Annotated in this window: 14 protein-coding genes, 1 pseudogene and 1 riboswitch; of the genes and pseudogenes, 5 read left to right on the top strand and 10 right to left on the bottom strand. The window is 31.4% G+C overall.

All coding sequences use genetic code 11. The features are described from left to right. Nucleotides 1-74 precede the first annotated feature (74 nt). The 3 genes from tyrS (at nucleotide 75) to BUB51_RS00905 (ending at nucleotide 3212) form a co-directional block, all read left to right on the top strand. Entirely contained in the window at nucleotides 75-1301 is a 1227-nt protein-coding gene (gene tyrS / locus BUB51_RS00915) for a tyrosine--tRNA ligase (protein WP_073194686.1), read from the top strand. Between the two features lie 108 nt (nucleotides 1302-1409). Further along, a complete protein-coding gene (locus tag BUB51_RS00910; protein ID WP_073194683.1) occupies nucleotides 1410-1853 on the top strand; it encodes a MarR family winged helix-turn-helix transcriptional regulator in 444 nt (147 codons plus the stop codon). Nucleotides 1854-1862: 9 nt separating this feature from the next. Next, nucleotides 1863-3212 (top strand): MATE family efflux transporter, encoded by a 1350-nt coding sequence (locus tag BUB51_RS00905; protein WP_073194681.1) that lies wholly within the window; start codon nucleotides 1863-1865, stop codon nucleotides 3210-3212. Between the two features lie 45 nt (nucleotides 3213-3257). On the opposite strand, the gene BUB51_RS00900 is transcribed toward BUB51_RS00905, so the two are convergent. From BUB51_RS00900 to BUB51_RS00880, 5 genes are all read right to left on the bottom strand, one after another. Continuing rightward, nucleotides 3258-3779: a peroxiredoxin gene (locus tag BUB51_RS00900; protein WP_073194678.1), complete on the bottom strand. Its 522-nt coding sequence runs from the start codon at nucleotides 3777-3779 to the stop codon at nucleotides 3258-3260. Nucleotides 3780-3993: 214 nt separating this feature from the next. Beyond that, nucleotides 3994-4377, bottom strand: a complete 384-nt coding sequence (panD, locus tag BUB51_RS00895; protein WP_073194676.1) for an aspartate 1-decarboxylase — start codon at nucleotides 4375-4377, stop codon at nucleotides 3994-3996. Between the two features lie 2 nt (nucleotides 4378-4379). Continuing rightward, nucleotides 4380-5228, bottom strand: coding sequence for a pantoate--beta-alanine ligase (panC, locus tag BUB51_RS00890; RefSeq protein ID WP_073194675.1), 849 nt, complete (start codon nucleotides 5226-5228; stop codon nucleotides 4380-4382). An 18-nt stretch (nucleotides 5229-5246) separates the two neighbouring features. Beyond that, the gene (gene panB, locus BUB51_RS00885; protein WP_073194674.1) at nucleotides 5247-6083 is read right to left on the bottom strand and encodes a 3-methyl-2-oxobutanoate hydroxymethyltransferase; all 837 of its coding nucleotides are present in this window, start codon (nucleotides 6081-6083) and stop codon (nucleotides 5247-5249) included. A 2-nt stretch (nucleotides 6084-6085) separates the two neighbouring features. After that, nucleotides 6086-6946 (bottom strand): Rossmann-like and DUF2520 domain-containing protein, encoded by an 861-nt coding sequence (locus BUB51_RS00880; protein ID WP_073194673.1) that lies wholly within the window; start codon nucleotides 6944-6946, stop codon nucleotides 6086-6088. Between the two features lie 410 nt (nucleotides 6947-7356). On the opposite strand from BUB51_RS00880, the gene BUB51_RS00875 reads away from it, so the two are divergent. After that, complete coding sequence (locus BUB51_RS00875; RefSeq protein WP_073194672.1) at nucleotides 7357-8880, top strand: phosphoenolpyruvate carboxykinase (ATP); 1524 nt, start codon at nucleotides 7357-7359, stop codon at nucleotides 8878-8880. Between the two features lie 281 nt (nucleotides 8881-9161). On the opposite strand, the gene BUB51_RS00870 is transcribed toward BUB51_RS00875, so the two are convergent. Genes BUB51_RS00870 through BUB51_RS00860 form a run of 3 tightly spaced genes read right to left on the bottom strand, consistent with a single transcriptional unit; the run spans nucleotide 9162 to nucleotide 11457 of the window. After that, nucleotides 9162-10196 (bottom strand): FAD:protein FMN transferase, encoded by a 1035-nt coding sequence (locus BUB51_RS00870; protein ID WP_278293617.1) that lies wholly within the window; start codon nucleotides 10194-10196, stop codon nucleotides 9162-9164. A gap of 4 nt (nucleotides 10197-10200) precedes the next feature. Next, entirely contained in the window at nucleotides 10201-10854 is a 654-nt protein-coding gene (locus BUB51_RS00865; RefSeq protein WP_035161675.1) for a regulatory protein RecX, read from the bottom strand. A 15-nt stretch (nucleotides 10855-10869) separates the two neighbouring features. Further along, nucleotides 10870-11457 carry a metal-dependent hydrolase gene (locus tag BUB51_RS00860; protein ID WP_073194671.1) on the bottom strand — a complete coding sequence of 196 codons (588 nt, stop codon included), beginning with the start codon at nucleotides 11455-11457 and terminating at the stop codon, nucleotides 10870-10872. Between the two features lie 215 nt (nucleotides 11458-11672). Further along, nucleotides 11673-11778, top strand: a riboswitch (SAM riboswitch). Between the two features lie 122 nt (nucleotides 11779-11900). Here BUB51_RS00860 and BUB51_RS00855 point away from each other — a divergent pair. Next, a pseudogene (locus tag BUB51_RS00855) lies at nucleotides 11901-12002 on the top strand (MetQ/NlpA family ABC transporter substrate-binding protein); the annotation flags it as partial. 70 nt (nucleotides 12003-12072) lie between these two features. Here BUB51_RS00855 and BUB51_RS00850 read toward each other — a convergent pair. Together BUB51_RS00850 and BUB51_RS00845 are read right to left on the bottom strand one after the other, a co-directional pair. Then, on the bottom strand, nucleotides 12073-12921 hold the full coding sequence (locus tag BUB51_RS00850; protein ID WP_035161664.1) for a YitT family protein: 849 nt from the start codon (nucleotides 12919-12921) through the stop codon (nucleotides 12073-12075). Nucleotides 12922-12943: 22 nt separating this feature from the next. Next, the gene (locus tag BUB51_RS00845) at nucleotides 12944-14446 is read right to left on the bottom strand and encodes an acetyl-CoA hydrolase/transferase family protein (protein ID WP_073194668.1); all 1503 of its coding nucleotides are present in this window, start codon (nucleotides 14444-14446) and stop codon (nucleotides 12944-12946) included. Nucleotides 14447-14474: the final 28 nt, after the last annotated feature.

The raw sequence follows: 14474 nt of genomic DNA, 5'->3' as shown, positions 1-14474 counted from the left end.
AGGCTAGCCTAAAAAATGTAAAATGTAAAATTAGCTATTCACTGTTAACTTAAAGATGATAAGGAGGGATTTTGATGACAAATGTTTATGATATTTTAAAAGAAAGAGGCTTTATTGAACAGGCTACCCATGAAGACGAAATAAGGCAGCTTTTAGGAAAAGAATCTGTAACATTTTATATTGGATTTGATCCAACAGCAGATAGCCTTCATGTAGGCCACTTTATTCAAGTAATGGTTATGATGCATATGCAAAGAGCCGGACATAGGCCGATTGCTGTAATCGGTGGAGGAACTGCCCTAGTTGGCGATCCAACAGGTAAAACTGAAATGAGAAAAATGCTTACAAGAGAACATATTGATAAAAATGCAGAATCTTTTAAAGAACAATTCTCAAAATTTATCGATTTTAGCGAAGGCAAAGCACTACTTTTAAATAACGCTGATTGGTTGACAAATTTAAATTATATAGATTTCTTACGAGAAATTGGAAGACATTTTTCTGTAAACAGAATGCTCACAGCTGAATGTTTCAAAACTAGATTGGAAAGAGGTCTTTCATTTTTGGAATTTAACTATATGTTAATGCAATCTTATGACTTTTTAGAGCTTTATAGAAAATATAACTGTAAATTACAACTTGGTGGCAGCGATCAATGGTCTAATATATTAGGTGGCATCGACTTAGTAAGAAGAGTTGAAGGTGCTTCTGTATATGGTTTAACATTTAAACTTCTAACAACTAGTGAAGGTAAGAAAATGGGTAAAACAGAATCAGGAGCAGTTTGGCTAGATCCTAACAAAACTTCGCCTTATGACTTCTATCAATATTGGAGAAATGTAGACGATAGAGATGTAGAAAAATGCCTTGCTCTATTGACTTTCTTACCAATGGATGAAGTAAGAAGGTTAGGCTCTCTTGAAGGGGCAGAAATAAATAAAGCAAAAGAAGTTCTTGCATATGAAGTTACTAAATTAGTTCATGGTGAAGAAGAGGCTAAAAAAGCTGAAAAAGCAGCAAAAGCACTTTTTGGAGGAAAAGGCGATTTAGAAAACATGCCTACAACCGAAATCAGTAAAGATAAAATCGCTGAAGGCATGGACATTCTAAACTTATTAATTGAAACTGGGCTTACTTCTTCGAGAGGAGAAGGCAGAAGATTAATTAAACAAGGCGGTATATATATAGAAAACGAAAGAGTTACCGATTCTAATCTTATAATAAATGAAAGTAATTTTAAAGATAATAAACTGATTATTAGAAAAGGAAAAAAAGTATATCATATGGTTAAGTTAGTATAACCCCCGGTGTCAGGGGGCTTTTTTATTAGAAAAAAATATTGACATATGAATAAAAAATAGTTAAAATTCTAATAGTACGAATTCTAACTATTTGAAGGGGAGATATTTATGAATGAGGAGAAAATTAAAGAGATATATAGTAATCTCTTTGAATTTGTTTCTCTTTTTCATAGAAAATTCGGAGCATCATTCAGACATGGGACTGACAAATATAATTGCAAGAAAAACCAAAACAGAGCAATAATGATTATAGGAAAGCATGGTAAAATAACTCCAACTGATTTAGGTAAATTTTTAGATATGAGAAAAGGCAGCTTAACATCTCTTGTAGACTCTTTGGAAAAACTAAATCTTGTAGTCAGAAAAGTTGATAAAGAAGATAGAAGAAAAACATGGCTACATCTAACCGATGAAGGTAAGTCTTATTTAGAAAATAAGAAAAAAGAAATTGAAAAAGCAGTTATAAGCCAATTTAGCAAACTTAATAATGAAGAAATCGACTTGTTCCTTAAGAACATAAGAGAAATCGTTGATATATTTAAAAAGATTTGAGGTGATACAATGGAGCGTTCAAAATTATTAGGAGAAGAAAAAATAGAAAAGCTACTTTTAAAATTTTCGATACCAGCCATAGTCGGTATGATGGTTAGTGCACTATATAACATTGTAGATAGAATATATATAGGTAGAAGTGTTGGTTCGCTCGGAATAGCAGGCCTAACAATATGTTATCCAATTATGATTATAATAATGGCATTTGGTATGTTAGTTGGTGTAGGGGCTACATCGTTAATCTCAATAAGATTAGGCGAACAAAAAAGAGATGAAGCAGAAATAATCCTAGCAAATGGAATGGTTTTATTAATTTTAATATCTATTATAGTATCTATATTAGGCTTTACTTTCTTAAATCCTCTATTAAAACTATTTGGAGCAAGCAATAATACTCTACCATATGCAAAGCAGTACCTTACTATAATTTTAATGGGAACTATTTTTCAAACTGTTGGCTTCGGCATGAATAATTTTATCCGTGCAGAAGGTAATCCTAAAACTGCTATGATGACTATGCTTATAGGTGCTATATCAAATATAATATTAGATCCAATTTTTATATTTGGCTTTAAACTAGGCGTTAAAGGAGCAGCAATCGCCACAGTATTATCACAAATAATATCTACAATTTGGGTTCTTTCATACTTTTTTAGTGATAAAAGTCATCTTAAAATCCATATAGCTAATATAAAACTACAAGCTCCGATAGTAGGTAAAATATTGGCAATCGGTTCTGCACCATTTTCTATGCAAGTAGCCGCAAGTTGTGTATCTGCTCTTTTCAATAATCAGTTATCCTACTATGGTGGAGATATAGCAATTTCTGCAATGGGTATAATAAACAGCATCGTAATGTTAATACTTATGCCTATTTTTGGAATAAATCAAGGTGCCCAACCTATAATAGGATATAACTATGGTGCTAAGAAATTCGATAGGGTAACAAAGGCTTTAAAACTTGCTATATTGGCAGCAACTACTATAGTGGTTATAGGTTTCACTGCAACAAGAGTATTCCCAGAACAACTCATATCTCTATTTGACAAAAAAGACAAAGAACTTATTAAAGTTGGAGCACAAGGAATGAAAATATTTTTATCAATGCTTCCTATTATTGGATTCCAAATAGTTAGCTCAAATTACTTCCAAGCTGTAGGCAAACCAAAACAAGCCATGTTTCTAAGTTTATCTAGACAGGTTTTAGTTTTAATACCGTCATTAATAATACTTCCAAAATTCTTTAAATTAAAAGGTATTTGGATGGCCGGGCCAGTTTCAGATTTTATATCTTCAATCTTAACTGGAACATTTTTATTTTTAGAACTTAAAAAGCTGAAAGAAAAACATAAGGTATAGTTTAAAACCTCGCAAAATGCGAGGTTTTTTAAATCTTACTAAATTTTATAATAATTCATCTCCAGGTTTCCAGTTAACAGGACAAAGTCCGCCAGTTTTTAGAGCTTTTAATACACGTAGCGTTTCATCTACACTTCTACCTATATTTAAATCATGTATAACTGAATACCTTACAATACCTTCTGGATCTATTATAAATAAGCCTCTTAATGCAACACCTTCTTCTTCTACTAAAACTCCATAATCTTTTGAAACCTTTTTAGTAAAGTCAGAAGCTAATGGAAATTTAATCTTTCCTAAATCTCTATTTATCCATGCTTTATGTGAATGTTCACTATCTGTACTTACAGCTAATATTTCAGCTCCTTCTGCTTTAAATTCTTCATATCTATCACTATAACCTGTTATCTCTGTTGGGCAAACAAATGTAAAATCTAAAGGATAAAAAAACATAACTAACCATTTTCCTTTATAATCTTCAAGGCTTACTTCTCCAAACCCCTCACCATTTCCTAACGCTGTTTTCATCTTGAATAACGGAGCAGGTTTTCCTACTAATCTTTCCATATAAATATCCTCCCTTTTATTTTTTTCTGCTTCCGTTATTATTTATTCCCAATCATATTTATTCTAAACAATCATTTTATTTTTCAAATGTACCTTTTACTTTTACGACTCTATAAATAAAGATGTAACTTTACCCACTTGAAGGCCTACACATTCACCAGCTCTAATTAATTTTAACATGGCCCCAGCTCCTCCCCCCTTTACCTAGATAAATTTATCTTATATCTCCATGTTCTTCTTTGTTAGTAACATCTATTATTTTATTATTTTCATCAACAAAAACTACTTTTGGTTTTAACTTTTCCGCTTCATCTTTATCTACCCAACAATATGCCATAATTATTACCTTATCTCCTGGCTGTACTAATCTAGCTGCTGCTCCATTTAAACATATTACTCCACTATTTCTCTCTCCTTTTATTACATACGTCTCAAGTCTTGCTCCATTATTAATGTTAACAACCTGTACGCGCTCATTCTCAATAATGCCAGCAGCTTCCATCAAAGCTTCGTCTATCGTAATACTTCCTACATAGTTTAAATTAGCTTCTGTTACAGTTGCTCTGTGTATTTTACTTTTAAATAAATTAATCATCATTACTATTCTACCTCCACTAATATATTATCTATTAACCTTGTTTTCCCAATTCTTACTGCTAATGCAATCAGAATATTGCCTTTAAGTTTTTCTACCTCTCTAAACGTATCGTAATCTATTATCTCAACATAATCAATATCTGCTAATGGCATTTCATTTATCATAGATTTTATACCTTCAATTAAAGTTTTTGCATCTCTCTCGCCTTTATTTATCATATCCTCTGCCCAAAACAAACTCTTTGATAAAACTAAAGCCTGTCTTCTCTCTTCTTCTGATAAATACGTGTTTCTTGAACTCATTGCCAGCCCGTCATGTTCTCTAACTATCGGACATGATATTATATTTACATCCATGTTCAAATCTCTAACCATTTGTCTTACAACATACACTTGCTGGGCATCTTTTTGCCCAAAATATGCCTTGTCAGGAGTTACAATATTAAATAATTTCGTAACAACTGTAGTAACTCCTCTAAAGTGTCCTGGTCTTGAAGCTCCACATAATTTATCTGTAACACCCAACACTTCAACATAAGTATTATAGCCTTCTGGATACATTTCTTTAACTTCTGGAGCAAATATATAATCTACACCAACACTATCTGCTAGTTTACTATCTCTTTCAATGTCTCTTGGATAAACTTCATAATCTTCTCCTTGTCCAAACTGCTTAGGATTAACAAATATACTCGCCACTACTACATCATTCTCTTTTCTTGCCCTTCTCATTAATGAAAGATGTCCATCATGTAAATATCCCATAGTCGGAACCAATCCTATTGATTTTCCTTTAGATTTTTCATCTGAGATTATACTTTTCATTTCCTCAATACTCTTTATTATCTTCATCACAGTTCTCCTTTCGACTTAGGCTTTAAGTTTATCAATAATCTCCTGACTCATTTTGAAAGTATGTTTTTCTTCTGGGAACTTACCTTCTTGAACCTCTTTTATATATTCTTTAACCCCTTCTCTTATCTCTTTACCCAAATCTCGGAATCTTTTCACAAATTTAGGGGTAAAATCGCTAAACATACCTAACATATCTTGCGACACTAAAACCTGTCCGTCACAATACCTTCCAGCACCTATTCCAATAGTTGGTACTGAAACTTTTTCTGTTATTATCTTGGCAAGCGGTTCCGGTACTGCCTCTAAAACTATAGCAAAAACTCCAGCCTTTTCTAATAAAATTGCATCTTCTATAATCTTTTTAGCCTTTTCTACACTTTTCCCTTGGACTTTAAACCCTCCTAACATATTTACCGACTGAGGCGTCAATCCTAAATGTCCGCATACTGGTATCTGTGCATCAATTAACGCTTTAACCTTTTCTATTATATTTTCTCCACCTTCTAATTTAACAGCATGAGCTCCGCCTTCTTTTATCAATCTGCCAGCATTTCTAATAGTATCTTCTACACTGACATGATAAGATAAAAATGGCATATCTGCTATTATCAATGCTCTATTTACTCCTCTAGATACGGCTTTAGTATGATGTATAATATCTTCAATAGTTACCTTAATAGTATTTTCATATCCTAACATTACCATTCCTAAAGAATCTCCTACAAGTATACTATCTACTCCTGCCTCATCTAATAGTTTTGCAGTTGAATAATCATAAGCGGTAAGCATAGTAATTTTTCTTCCCTCGGCTTTAGCCTTTAAAAAACTAGCAGTTGTAAATTTTTCTTTCATATTTACACCTCTTTTAATATTTTTTTTAACTCTAAAATAGATTTATTTTCACAATCTTCTTGAGTCAATTTAACAGTCTCATAACCTAAAATTTTGTATAAGTTTAGTAATTCTGGAGCGAAATTTTGCAAACTCTCAATATGCTTAACTATTGTTCCTACATCTCCTCTCTTTATAGGCCCTGTTAAAGCTCTTTTAGTCCCAAGCTCCTTTATATTTTCAATAGTTCCCTTAATCAATGGATATACGGCTTCTATCGCTAAATCTTTATCTACTCCCATAATCTCATAGAATTTTAAACCATAATCGATTAAAGTAACTAAATAATTTGATACTACACATGCTGAAGCATGATAAAGGCCTTTTAATTCCTCTGTTATTGTGAAAAATCTATTGCCGCATTTTTCTAATATATTTTTTAGTATATCTATTTTTTCTTTATCCCCTTCTATAGTAAATACAGTAAAACAGAGACTTTCTAGAGCAGACTTTATATCTGCAAATGATTGTAATGGATGCAAACTGTATATATAAGCTCCTTTTTGCTTTAGAGAAACAAGTTCTTTTGAGGATAAAGCTCCGCTCATGTGGACGAAAATCTGGCCTTTTTTTATATTGTAATATTCGGATATTTCATCAGCTACTTTTTTAATTGCATCATCAGGAGTTGTTATAAATATCAATTGTGTTAAATCTAATAGTTCCTGCAAGCTTTCAAAAGCAATTCCTTCAATCTCTTTAGCCCCTTTTTGTGCAGATTCAAAACTTCTACTATAATACCCTACAACATCAAAGCCATTCTTTTTTAAATACTTTCCGAAAGTACAACCTACCTTCCCCGCCCCTATAAAACCTATCTTCATTTATCCCCCTCCTCTAACAAAAAACCCCTCTTGTGGGCAAAAAGACACAAGAAGGGTATATCGAACATACTCCTTTTCAAAATCATCTCCTCCTGTCTCCGTCCACATAGGCTCAGAGCAGTTCCCGATTATCTACATTTTTGTCAAATATACTAAAATGGTATAGCTCCATTAAGGATACTATCCAAAAATAATTTTATCACACTAAAACTTCTATTACAATCTTAACTCACAATAAAAATATATCTAAATATTACATTTATTTAATAACTTTGTTATGTAATTTTATCTATTGATATAATACATTTCAATAAATTTATAATTTAATGATGCATAATTCAGTTTAATATGTTATACTATTTATGTGTTAGACTATATTAATTCTATATTTTCATGGGAGGACTGTTATTATGCTACATTTATTTAACGATAACGCTTTCAATAATATGTTAATAAACCCAACTAAAAAAGAATTAGAGATTTTAAGTAAAGACAGAGGAATAGTTACAGAATTTGATAGTCTTTGTTTCATAACTAATGTAAGAAGTAGAAGTGCTAAAAATACCTTTGTTGTAGACGATATACCTTTAGGTGTAGATCAGCAGGGAATTTCTAGAAAAGAAGCAGATAAAATCGTTAATCAAGTAAATAATTATTTAATGAATAAAGAATTAATTAGATTAGATAAAAAGATGGGAATGCATAGTAAATTCTCATTTAACTGTAGACTTTATATAACTAAAGAATATAGCAGGATTGCATATATGTGGAATAATTCTCTGTTTGCTCCCGATAATATTAATCATCCTGATATTGTAAGCGTATATGTCCCTGAATGGCCTGAAAGGATTATATTAATATATCCAGAAGAGGGAATAACTTATATATTAGGAACTGATTATTTTGGTGAAGCTAAAAAATCCTTCTTGAGAATGGCTATGTATAAAGTTAAAAAAATGGGCGGTTTAGGACTTCATGCCGGCAGTAAAGTGTTGAGAGTAAAAGATAAAGATGGAATATTAAAAGATGTAGGTTTTATTATGTTTGGATTAAGTGGTACTGGAAAAACAACATTAACAATCCATGATCACAATCTGAAAGGGGAAGAGAAGGCTATCATTAGACAAGATGACGTAATATTCATGGATATAAATGGATATTGTGCTGGAAGTGAAAACGGCTTCTTTATTAAAACTGAAGGATTAAATGAAAGTCAAACAGTTTTATATAAGGCTGCAACAAGTCCAAATGCCATTTTTGAAAACGTTAAAGTTTATGAAAATGGTAAAGTTGACTTTTTAAATACAGAATTGACTTCAAATGGAAGAGGGATAGTGCTTAGAGAAGAAATCGATAATACAGATGACAGTATTGATCTTGAAAAAGCCCATAAACTTATATTTATAACTAGGAGAAATGATATTATACCGCCAGTTGCCAAATTAACTGCTTCTCAAGCAGCGACATTCTTTATGTTAGGAGAATCCATCGAAACTTCTGCAGGAGACCCTACTAAAGCAGGACAATCAAAAAGATGTGTTGGTACTAATCCTTTTATTATAGGACCTGAAGCAGAAGAAGGGCACAGACTGTATAGAATATTAAAACAAAATCCTGATATGGAATGCTATATTTTAAATACAGGAAGAGTTGGTAAAAGCAATAGCTTTGAAGGAGAAAAAATCACTATAGAAGTTTCAACAACTATTATGCGTGAAATTGCAAGAGATACAATAAAATGGGAAGTTGATAAGGATTGGGGCTATCTAGTTCCAAAATCAGTAAACGGTTTAGATATGGATAAATATAATCCAAGAAAATATTATACAGAAATAGAATACAAAGCATTAGTAAATAAGTTAAAGGATGAAAGAATTGAATGGTTATCGAGATTTGAAAATTTAGATATACAATTAGTAAATAGTATAGCATAAATGCGGCTATCTGGCCGCATTTAGACTGTTGACAAACTTATATTTTTTATATTTATGAAAATGAAAGCGAATGCTTGAAAGAATTTAGTAAAAAAAACTAGGCGAAAATTTTTTAGAAAATCCGTAGGTTTGACAGGAGGTCAAACCAGCATCCTACAAGACAGGATGTCTTGATTAGGTGCGTTAGGATTTTCTAAAAATTTGAACCTTTAGTTTTTTCTAAATTCGTCCGCATGAGCGTCATTTTCATAAAATATTTTACTTTGTCAACAAGCTCATTTTTATTTTTGCATATGAAATTCCGGATTAGTTAGTTTGAAAGTGCTATTAAGTCCATCTGTAATAAAAACACGTTTATCTTTAGTAATAAATATAGCTTCTACTCCATCTAAACTTTCTATTAGCCTTTTCCCTTCCGAAAGCCCCAAAGAAAAAGCAATCGTTGAAAGCGCATCTGCATCAATTGACCTGTCTGTTATTATCGAAACACTTACTAACGAATTTTCTACCGGATACCCTGTATAAGGATCTAATATATGATGATATCTTTTCCCATTCTGCTCAAAATATCTTTCATATATACCGGATGTAACAACAGTTTTATCTACAACCTTAACTATTCCAATATACTCTCCTCTTTTAGTAAAAGGATTCTGAACTCCTATGTTCCAAGGAGAGCCATCAGGTTTACTGCCTAAAGCAAAAATATTTCCGCCTAAATTTATAATGGCATGCCTTACATTTTCTTTTTTTAAAATATCAACTACTTCATCAGCAGCATAGCCTTTAGCTATCCCTCCAAGATCTATTTCCATACCTTTTTCCATGAGCTTTACTTTTCTTTCTTTTTCATCTAATTTTATCTTTTTATAATCGATTAATTTCACTGCACTACTTATTTCTTCTTTACTCGGTACTCTAGCCCTATCTGTACCTATCCCCCATAATTCTACTAAAGGACCTATAGTAATATCAAACTTCCCATTAGATAAATTAGAATAAAATATTCCTTTTTTGATTACATCAAATACATCTTCTGAAACTTTGATATAGCCATTCCCTGAATTAATATTGACTTTATATATATCACTATTTTTGATATTTCTACTCATTTTATTTTCTATATCTTTAATTCTTTCAAATGCCTTATCAAAAATTTTTGAATCGACATTTTGATATATGTTCAATGTTACTATAGTACCTAATAAAAATTCAGTTTTTGTTAATGGTTCGTTTCTCACTTCTTTTGAACATCCTGCTAAACTAAAAATCATTATAGCAATTAAAAATAGACAAATTACTCTTCTTACTCTCACTTTTTCAATCCTCCAAAGACTTAAATTTTAACTCTCCATTCAACACATCATTTACAACTTTTCTAATAATTTCATAATCATACCCTTTATAAGCTAAATGCTGATATAATTTTTGGTATATTTTATCTTTATTCTTATCCTTCATACTTTTTAATTTTTTTTTAGCTAAATAAACTGCATTTTCATAAATTTTTTCATCTTCTATTTCTGAAATAACTCTATTTATTATATCTTCACTTATTTTTCTCTTTGTCAATTCAAATACGATACGTTTTTTCCCATATTTGTTGCTATTTAATTTATTCCTAACATAACTTTTTGCATATTCTTCATCATCAATCATTTTATAGTCTCTTAGGATTTCTATAACGCTATCTACAATCTCATCTTGATATCCTTCTTTCGATAACTTATCTCTAAGCAGCATTTCACTCTGCATTGTTTTCGCCAATATATTAAAAGCCTTATTTTTAGCTCTTTTAAGGTTTTCATCAAATATTAAAAGTTCCAATTTTTCTTTATCTATTTGTATTCCTTCTTCAATTTTAAGTTTATAAATAACTTCTTTATGAACTCCAGCAAAAAATTCATGATCAATATATATGTTAACTTTTTCTTTATTGTTTTTCTGTTCAACTATTTTAGTAACAACTCCCATAATCATTCCTTCTTTCTAAACCCCTATGAATTTAAGTAAAACATAAATCAAGTAAAAATATAAACCTTTTAATATTAATTCTTCTTCATTTCCGCCACTTTTTATAGTAAAAGGAAACGTAATTTTAATACTACATGGATAGAATAATTCTATTCCGCCTTTAGTAAAAGAATCAGCAATTAAATGGCTGATATAGCCTATAACAAACCCCTTATATGCCCCAATTAAATTATATCTTATTGCTAAAATTTTAACAACCATCGAAAATAATAAAAGTCCTAACAAGCTGTGAGTAAAACCTCTATGATGAGATAATCCTGTAAAGGCTAAAGTTATAGATAGTATTTTCAAAAGCTTATTATTTAAACTTATGCCAAAATAAATACATCCAAGACTTAAAATTATATAGAACACAAATTTAAATATCCTATTTTTCTTAAAAAGCAGTTTTTGGTTTAATTTACTCTTTGGGTGATCTATATCAGGCATCAAAGAACCCAAAACTGTTGAAGAAATAAAAATAATGCCTTTCTCTAAAGAATAATTCGAAATAGCAGTAATTCCTGCTGCAACTCCTAGCATAACATGTGTTTTCCCCTTCATCTTTTGTACCTCCGACTAACTCTATTAAGTTATCTAGAACGCTAGTTCTAGTATAGCATAGATAATAACTTAATTAAATAGCTGAAACAAAGCTATTTAAATGACTTTGTTTTATAGCGCTATTTTAATAAAACTATTTACTCATAAAAAAGTATTGACAAACTCTATAAGATGATTTAGAATTTTAAACTATAATAACAAAAATGAATAATACGCTCTTATCTAGAGAGGTGGAGGGACTGGCCCTATGAAACCCGGCAACCTGTGTTTTAAACACAAGGTGCCAATTCCTGCGGTATAAGATATACCGAGAGATGAGAGAGAAATAAGTTTTTTATGCCTCTTTCATCTGAAAGAGGCTTTTTTAATATCCTTCCTCTTCACATAAGGGGTATTATTATAATCATTATGATTTAGCATACTAACTTGTTAAAGGAGAAGAAAACAATCCAAAATTAAAAGCACTAATTAAAGCTCTTCAATCAGAAGAAGTTAAGAAGTTTATTGAAAAAGAGTATAATGGAGGAGTTATACCAGCATTTTAATACTCTTTAAAGTTGCTAACTAATATTATAAAACCTCCTCTTAATTTGTTATTTTAAGAGGAGGTTTCCCTTATTCAAACATATTAAATCCTTCACCTAATACTTCATGTACAGTAGATACCGTAACAAATGCCTTCTTATCAATCTTCTTTATATAGCTCTTCAATCTAATGAATTCCTTTTTGTTCATAACAGCCATTATAACAGGTCTAGTTTGATTAGTATAAGCACCTTCCGCATAATATATTGTAGCTCCTCTTTCAAGTTCCTCTGTTATAAACATCTTTATTTTGTCGGGAACTGAACTTATTACCATAACATTCATTTTAACATTGAGTCCTTCTATCACATTATCTATAACAAATCCATTCATTATTACTCCTAGTAATGCATATAATCCTAATTTAGCTCCAAAAGTAAGTACAGCTAGAAGTGTAACTACAAAATCGGCCATTAATAGGGACTTACCTATATCTATCGAGAAAAATTTATTCAATATTTTAGCTATAATATCAGTACCGCCTGTCGAAGCGTTTTGATAAAATATTATTGCCATTCCTATACCCTGAATAAGAATACCATAAAATAAGTTCAACAGTATATCATCTGTTACCGGTCCTTTTATAGTAAAGAATTTTTCAAAAACCCACATAGCCCCCGATAATCCAAAACTAGCATATATCGTCTTCGCTCCAAATTGAGTCCCTATCAATAAGAATGCCACAACGAATAATATTAGGTTCATAATAAACATTAAAACTCCAATAGATACTGAAGGAATTACACTTTTAATTACCATTGCAAGTCCTGTAATTCCACCAACAGCCAAGTCTGCCGGAACAAGAAAGAAACTCAATGCAAAAGCTACAATAATGATTCCTATACTTATTATTACATAATCTTTTACTATATTTTTCACAACATCACCTCCATTTTCAATATTACCATATTTTCATTGTTCCTGTCTTCAAAAATCTATGATGCCATGATAATGCTTCACTTAATATATGTGGAATATGCTTATATTTGCCGGATTGTGCCCTTTTAAAGTAATCTTTAAGCATCGGTTTAAAATCAGGATGTGCACAATTTTCTATTATAACTTTAGCACGCTCCTTTGGACTTAAACCTCTTAAATCGGCCACCCCTTGTTCTGTAATTATTACCATTACATCATGCTCTGTATGATCATGATGAGAAACCATAGGAACTATTGATGATATATCTCCATTTTTAGCAGTAGAAGGAGTTGTAAAGATAGAAATATATGCATTTCTAGTGAAATCACCCGAACCGCCTATACCGTTCATCATTCTCGAGCCGAATATATTTGTAGAATTAATATTCCCATAGATGTCAGCCTCTATTGCTGTATTCATTGCTATTACGCCTAATCTTCTTATTACTTCTGGATTATTGCTTATTTCTTGAGGCCTCAAGATTATCTTTTCTTTATATTTCTTAATATTTTCTTTAAATCTCACAAGTCCCTCTTGAGAAGGAGTTATAGAAGTTCCAGAAGCAAATAACGCTTTCCCAGAGTCAAGAAGATCAAGCATTGAATCCTGAATTACTTCGGTATAACATACTAGATTCTCAAATTTCGACTTTAAAAGCCCAGCTAAAACTGCATTTGCTACACTTCCAACACCCGATTGTAAAGGCAATAGATTTTGAGGAAGTCTGCCCTTTTTTACCTCGTGTTCTAAAAAGTCTATAAGATGTCCCGATATTCTCTCTGAAATATCATCTATCGGAGCTAAAGGCCTAACATTATCAATAATATCTGTTACTACAATCGCCGCTATTTTATCTACTCCGCATGTAATATATGGCTTGCCTATTCTCTGATCTACACGCTCAATAGGTATCGGTTTTCTGTTTGGCGGATTGTCAGGAATATATATATCGGCCATTCCCTCTAAATCAAGAGGCTGGCTTGTATTAATCTCAACAATCACTTTTTCAGCCATTTGCACAAATGTAGGTGAACAACCAATAGATGTAGAAGGTATTATATGTCCTTCTTCCGTTATTGCAACAGCTTCGATTATTGCAATGTCTATTTTCCCTAAAAATCCATATTTCGCATATTGAGGCACATGACTTAAATGCATATCTAAAAATTCACAACCGCCATTATTTGTATAATCTCTAATACTTTCATTAGTTTGATATGGTAATCTCTTTGCAATAATTCCAGTTCTAGAGAGTTCTCCATCTAATTCATCTCCTACAGAAGCCCCTGTAAACAATCCTATCCTAATTCTCTCACCCGTTTCTCTAACCCTTTTTGCCAGTGCTAATGGAACTGCTTTAGGGTACCCAGATGGAGTAAAACCACTTGTACCAATGTTCATTCCATCTTTTATTAACATAGCAGCCTCTTCTGCAGACATTACCCTACTTAATAATTCTTTGTTTCTAATTCTGTCCTCAAGCATAGCCACTCCTCCTTACTTTATTCCTAAA

It is taken from the genome of Caloranaerobacter azorensis DSM 13643, assembly GCF_900129995.1.
GTDB classification, from domain to species: domain Bacteria; phylum Bacillota; class Clostridia; order Tissierellales; family Thermohalobacteraceae; genus Caloranaerobacter; species Caloranaerobacter azorensis.
The sequence above is the reverse complement of the archived record's forward strand: the minus strand, read 5'-3'. Positions and strand labels throughout refer to the sequence as shown.

Coding starts and splice junctions, on each gene's coding strand:
- tyrS (WP_073194686.1), top strand. CDS start 75: ATGACAAATGTTTATGATATTTTAAAAGAAAGAGGCTTTATTGAACAG.
- BUB51_RS00910 (WP_073194683.1), top strand. CDS start 1,410: ATGAATGAGGAGAAAATTAAAGAGATATATAGTAATCTCTTTGAATTT.
- BUB51_RS00905 (WP_073194681.1), top strand. CDS start 1,863: ATGGAGCGTTCAAAATTATTAGGAGAAGAAAAAATAGAAAAGCTACTT.
- BUB51_RS00900 (WP_073194678.1), bottom strand. CDS start 3,779: ATGGAAAGATTAGTAGGAAAACCTGCTCCGTTATTCAAGATGAAAACA.
- panD (WP_073194676.1), bottom strand. CDS start 4,377: ATGATGATTAATTTATTTAAAAGTAAAATACACAGAGCAACTGTAACA.
- panC (WP_073194675.1), bottom strand. CDS start 5,228: ATGAAGATAATAAAGAGTATTGAGGAAATGAAAAGTATAATCTCAGAT.
- panB (WP_073194674.1), bottom strand. CDS start 6,083: ATGAAAGAAAAATTTACAACTGCTAGTTTTTTAAAGGCTAAAGCCGAG.
- BUB51_RS00880 (WP_073194673.1), bottom strand. CDS start 6,946: ATGAAGATAGGTTTTATAGGGGCGGGGAAGGTAGGTTGTACTTTCGGA.
- BUB51_RS00875 (WP_073194672.1), top strand. CDS start 7,357: ATGCTACATTTATTTAACGATAACGCTTTCAATAATATGTTAATAAAC.
- BUB51_RS00865 (WP_035161675.1), bottom strand. CDS start 10,854: ATGGGAGTTGTTACTAAAATAGTTGAACAGAAAAACAATAAAGAAAAA.
- BUB51_RS00860 (WP_073194671.1), bottom strand. CDS start 11,457: ATGAAGGGGAAAACACATGTTATGCTAGGAGTTGCAGCAGGAATTACT.
- BUB51_RS00845 (WP_073194668.1), bottom strand. CDS start 14,446: ATGCTTGAGGACAGAATTAGAAACAAAGAATTATTAAGTAGGGTAATG.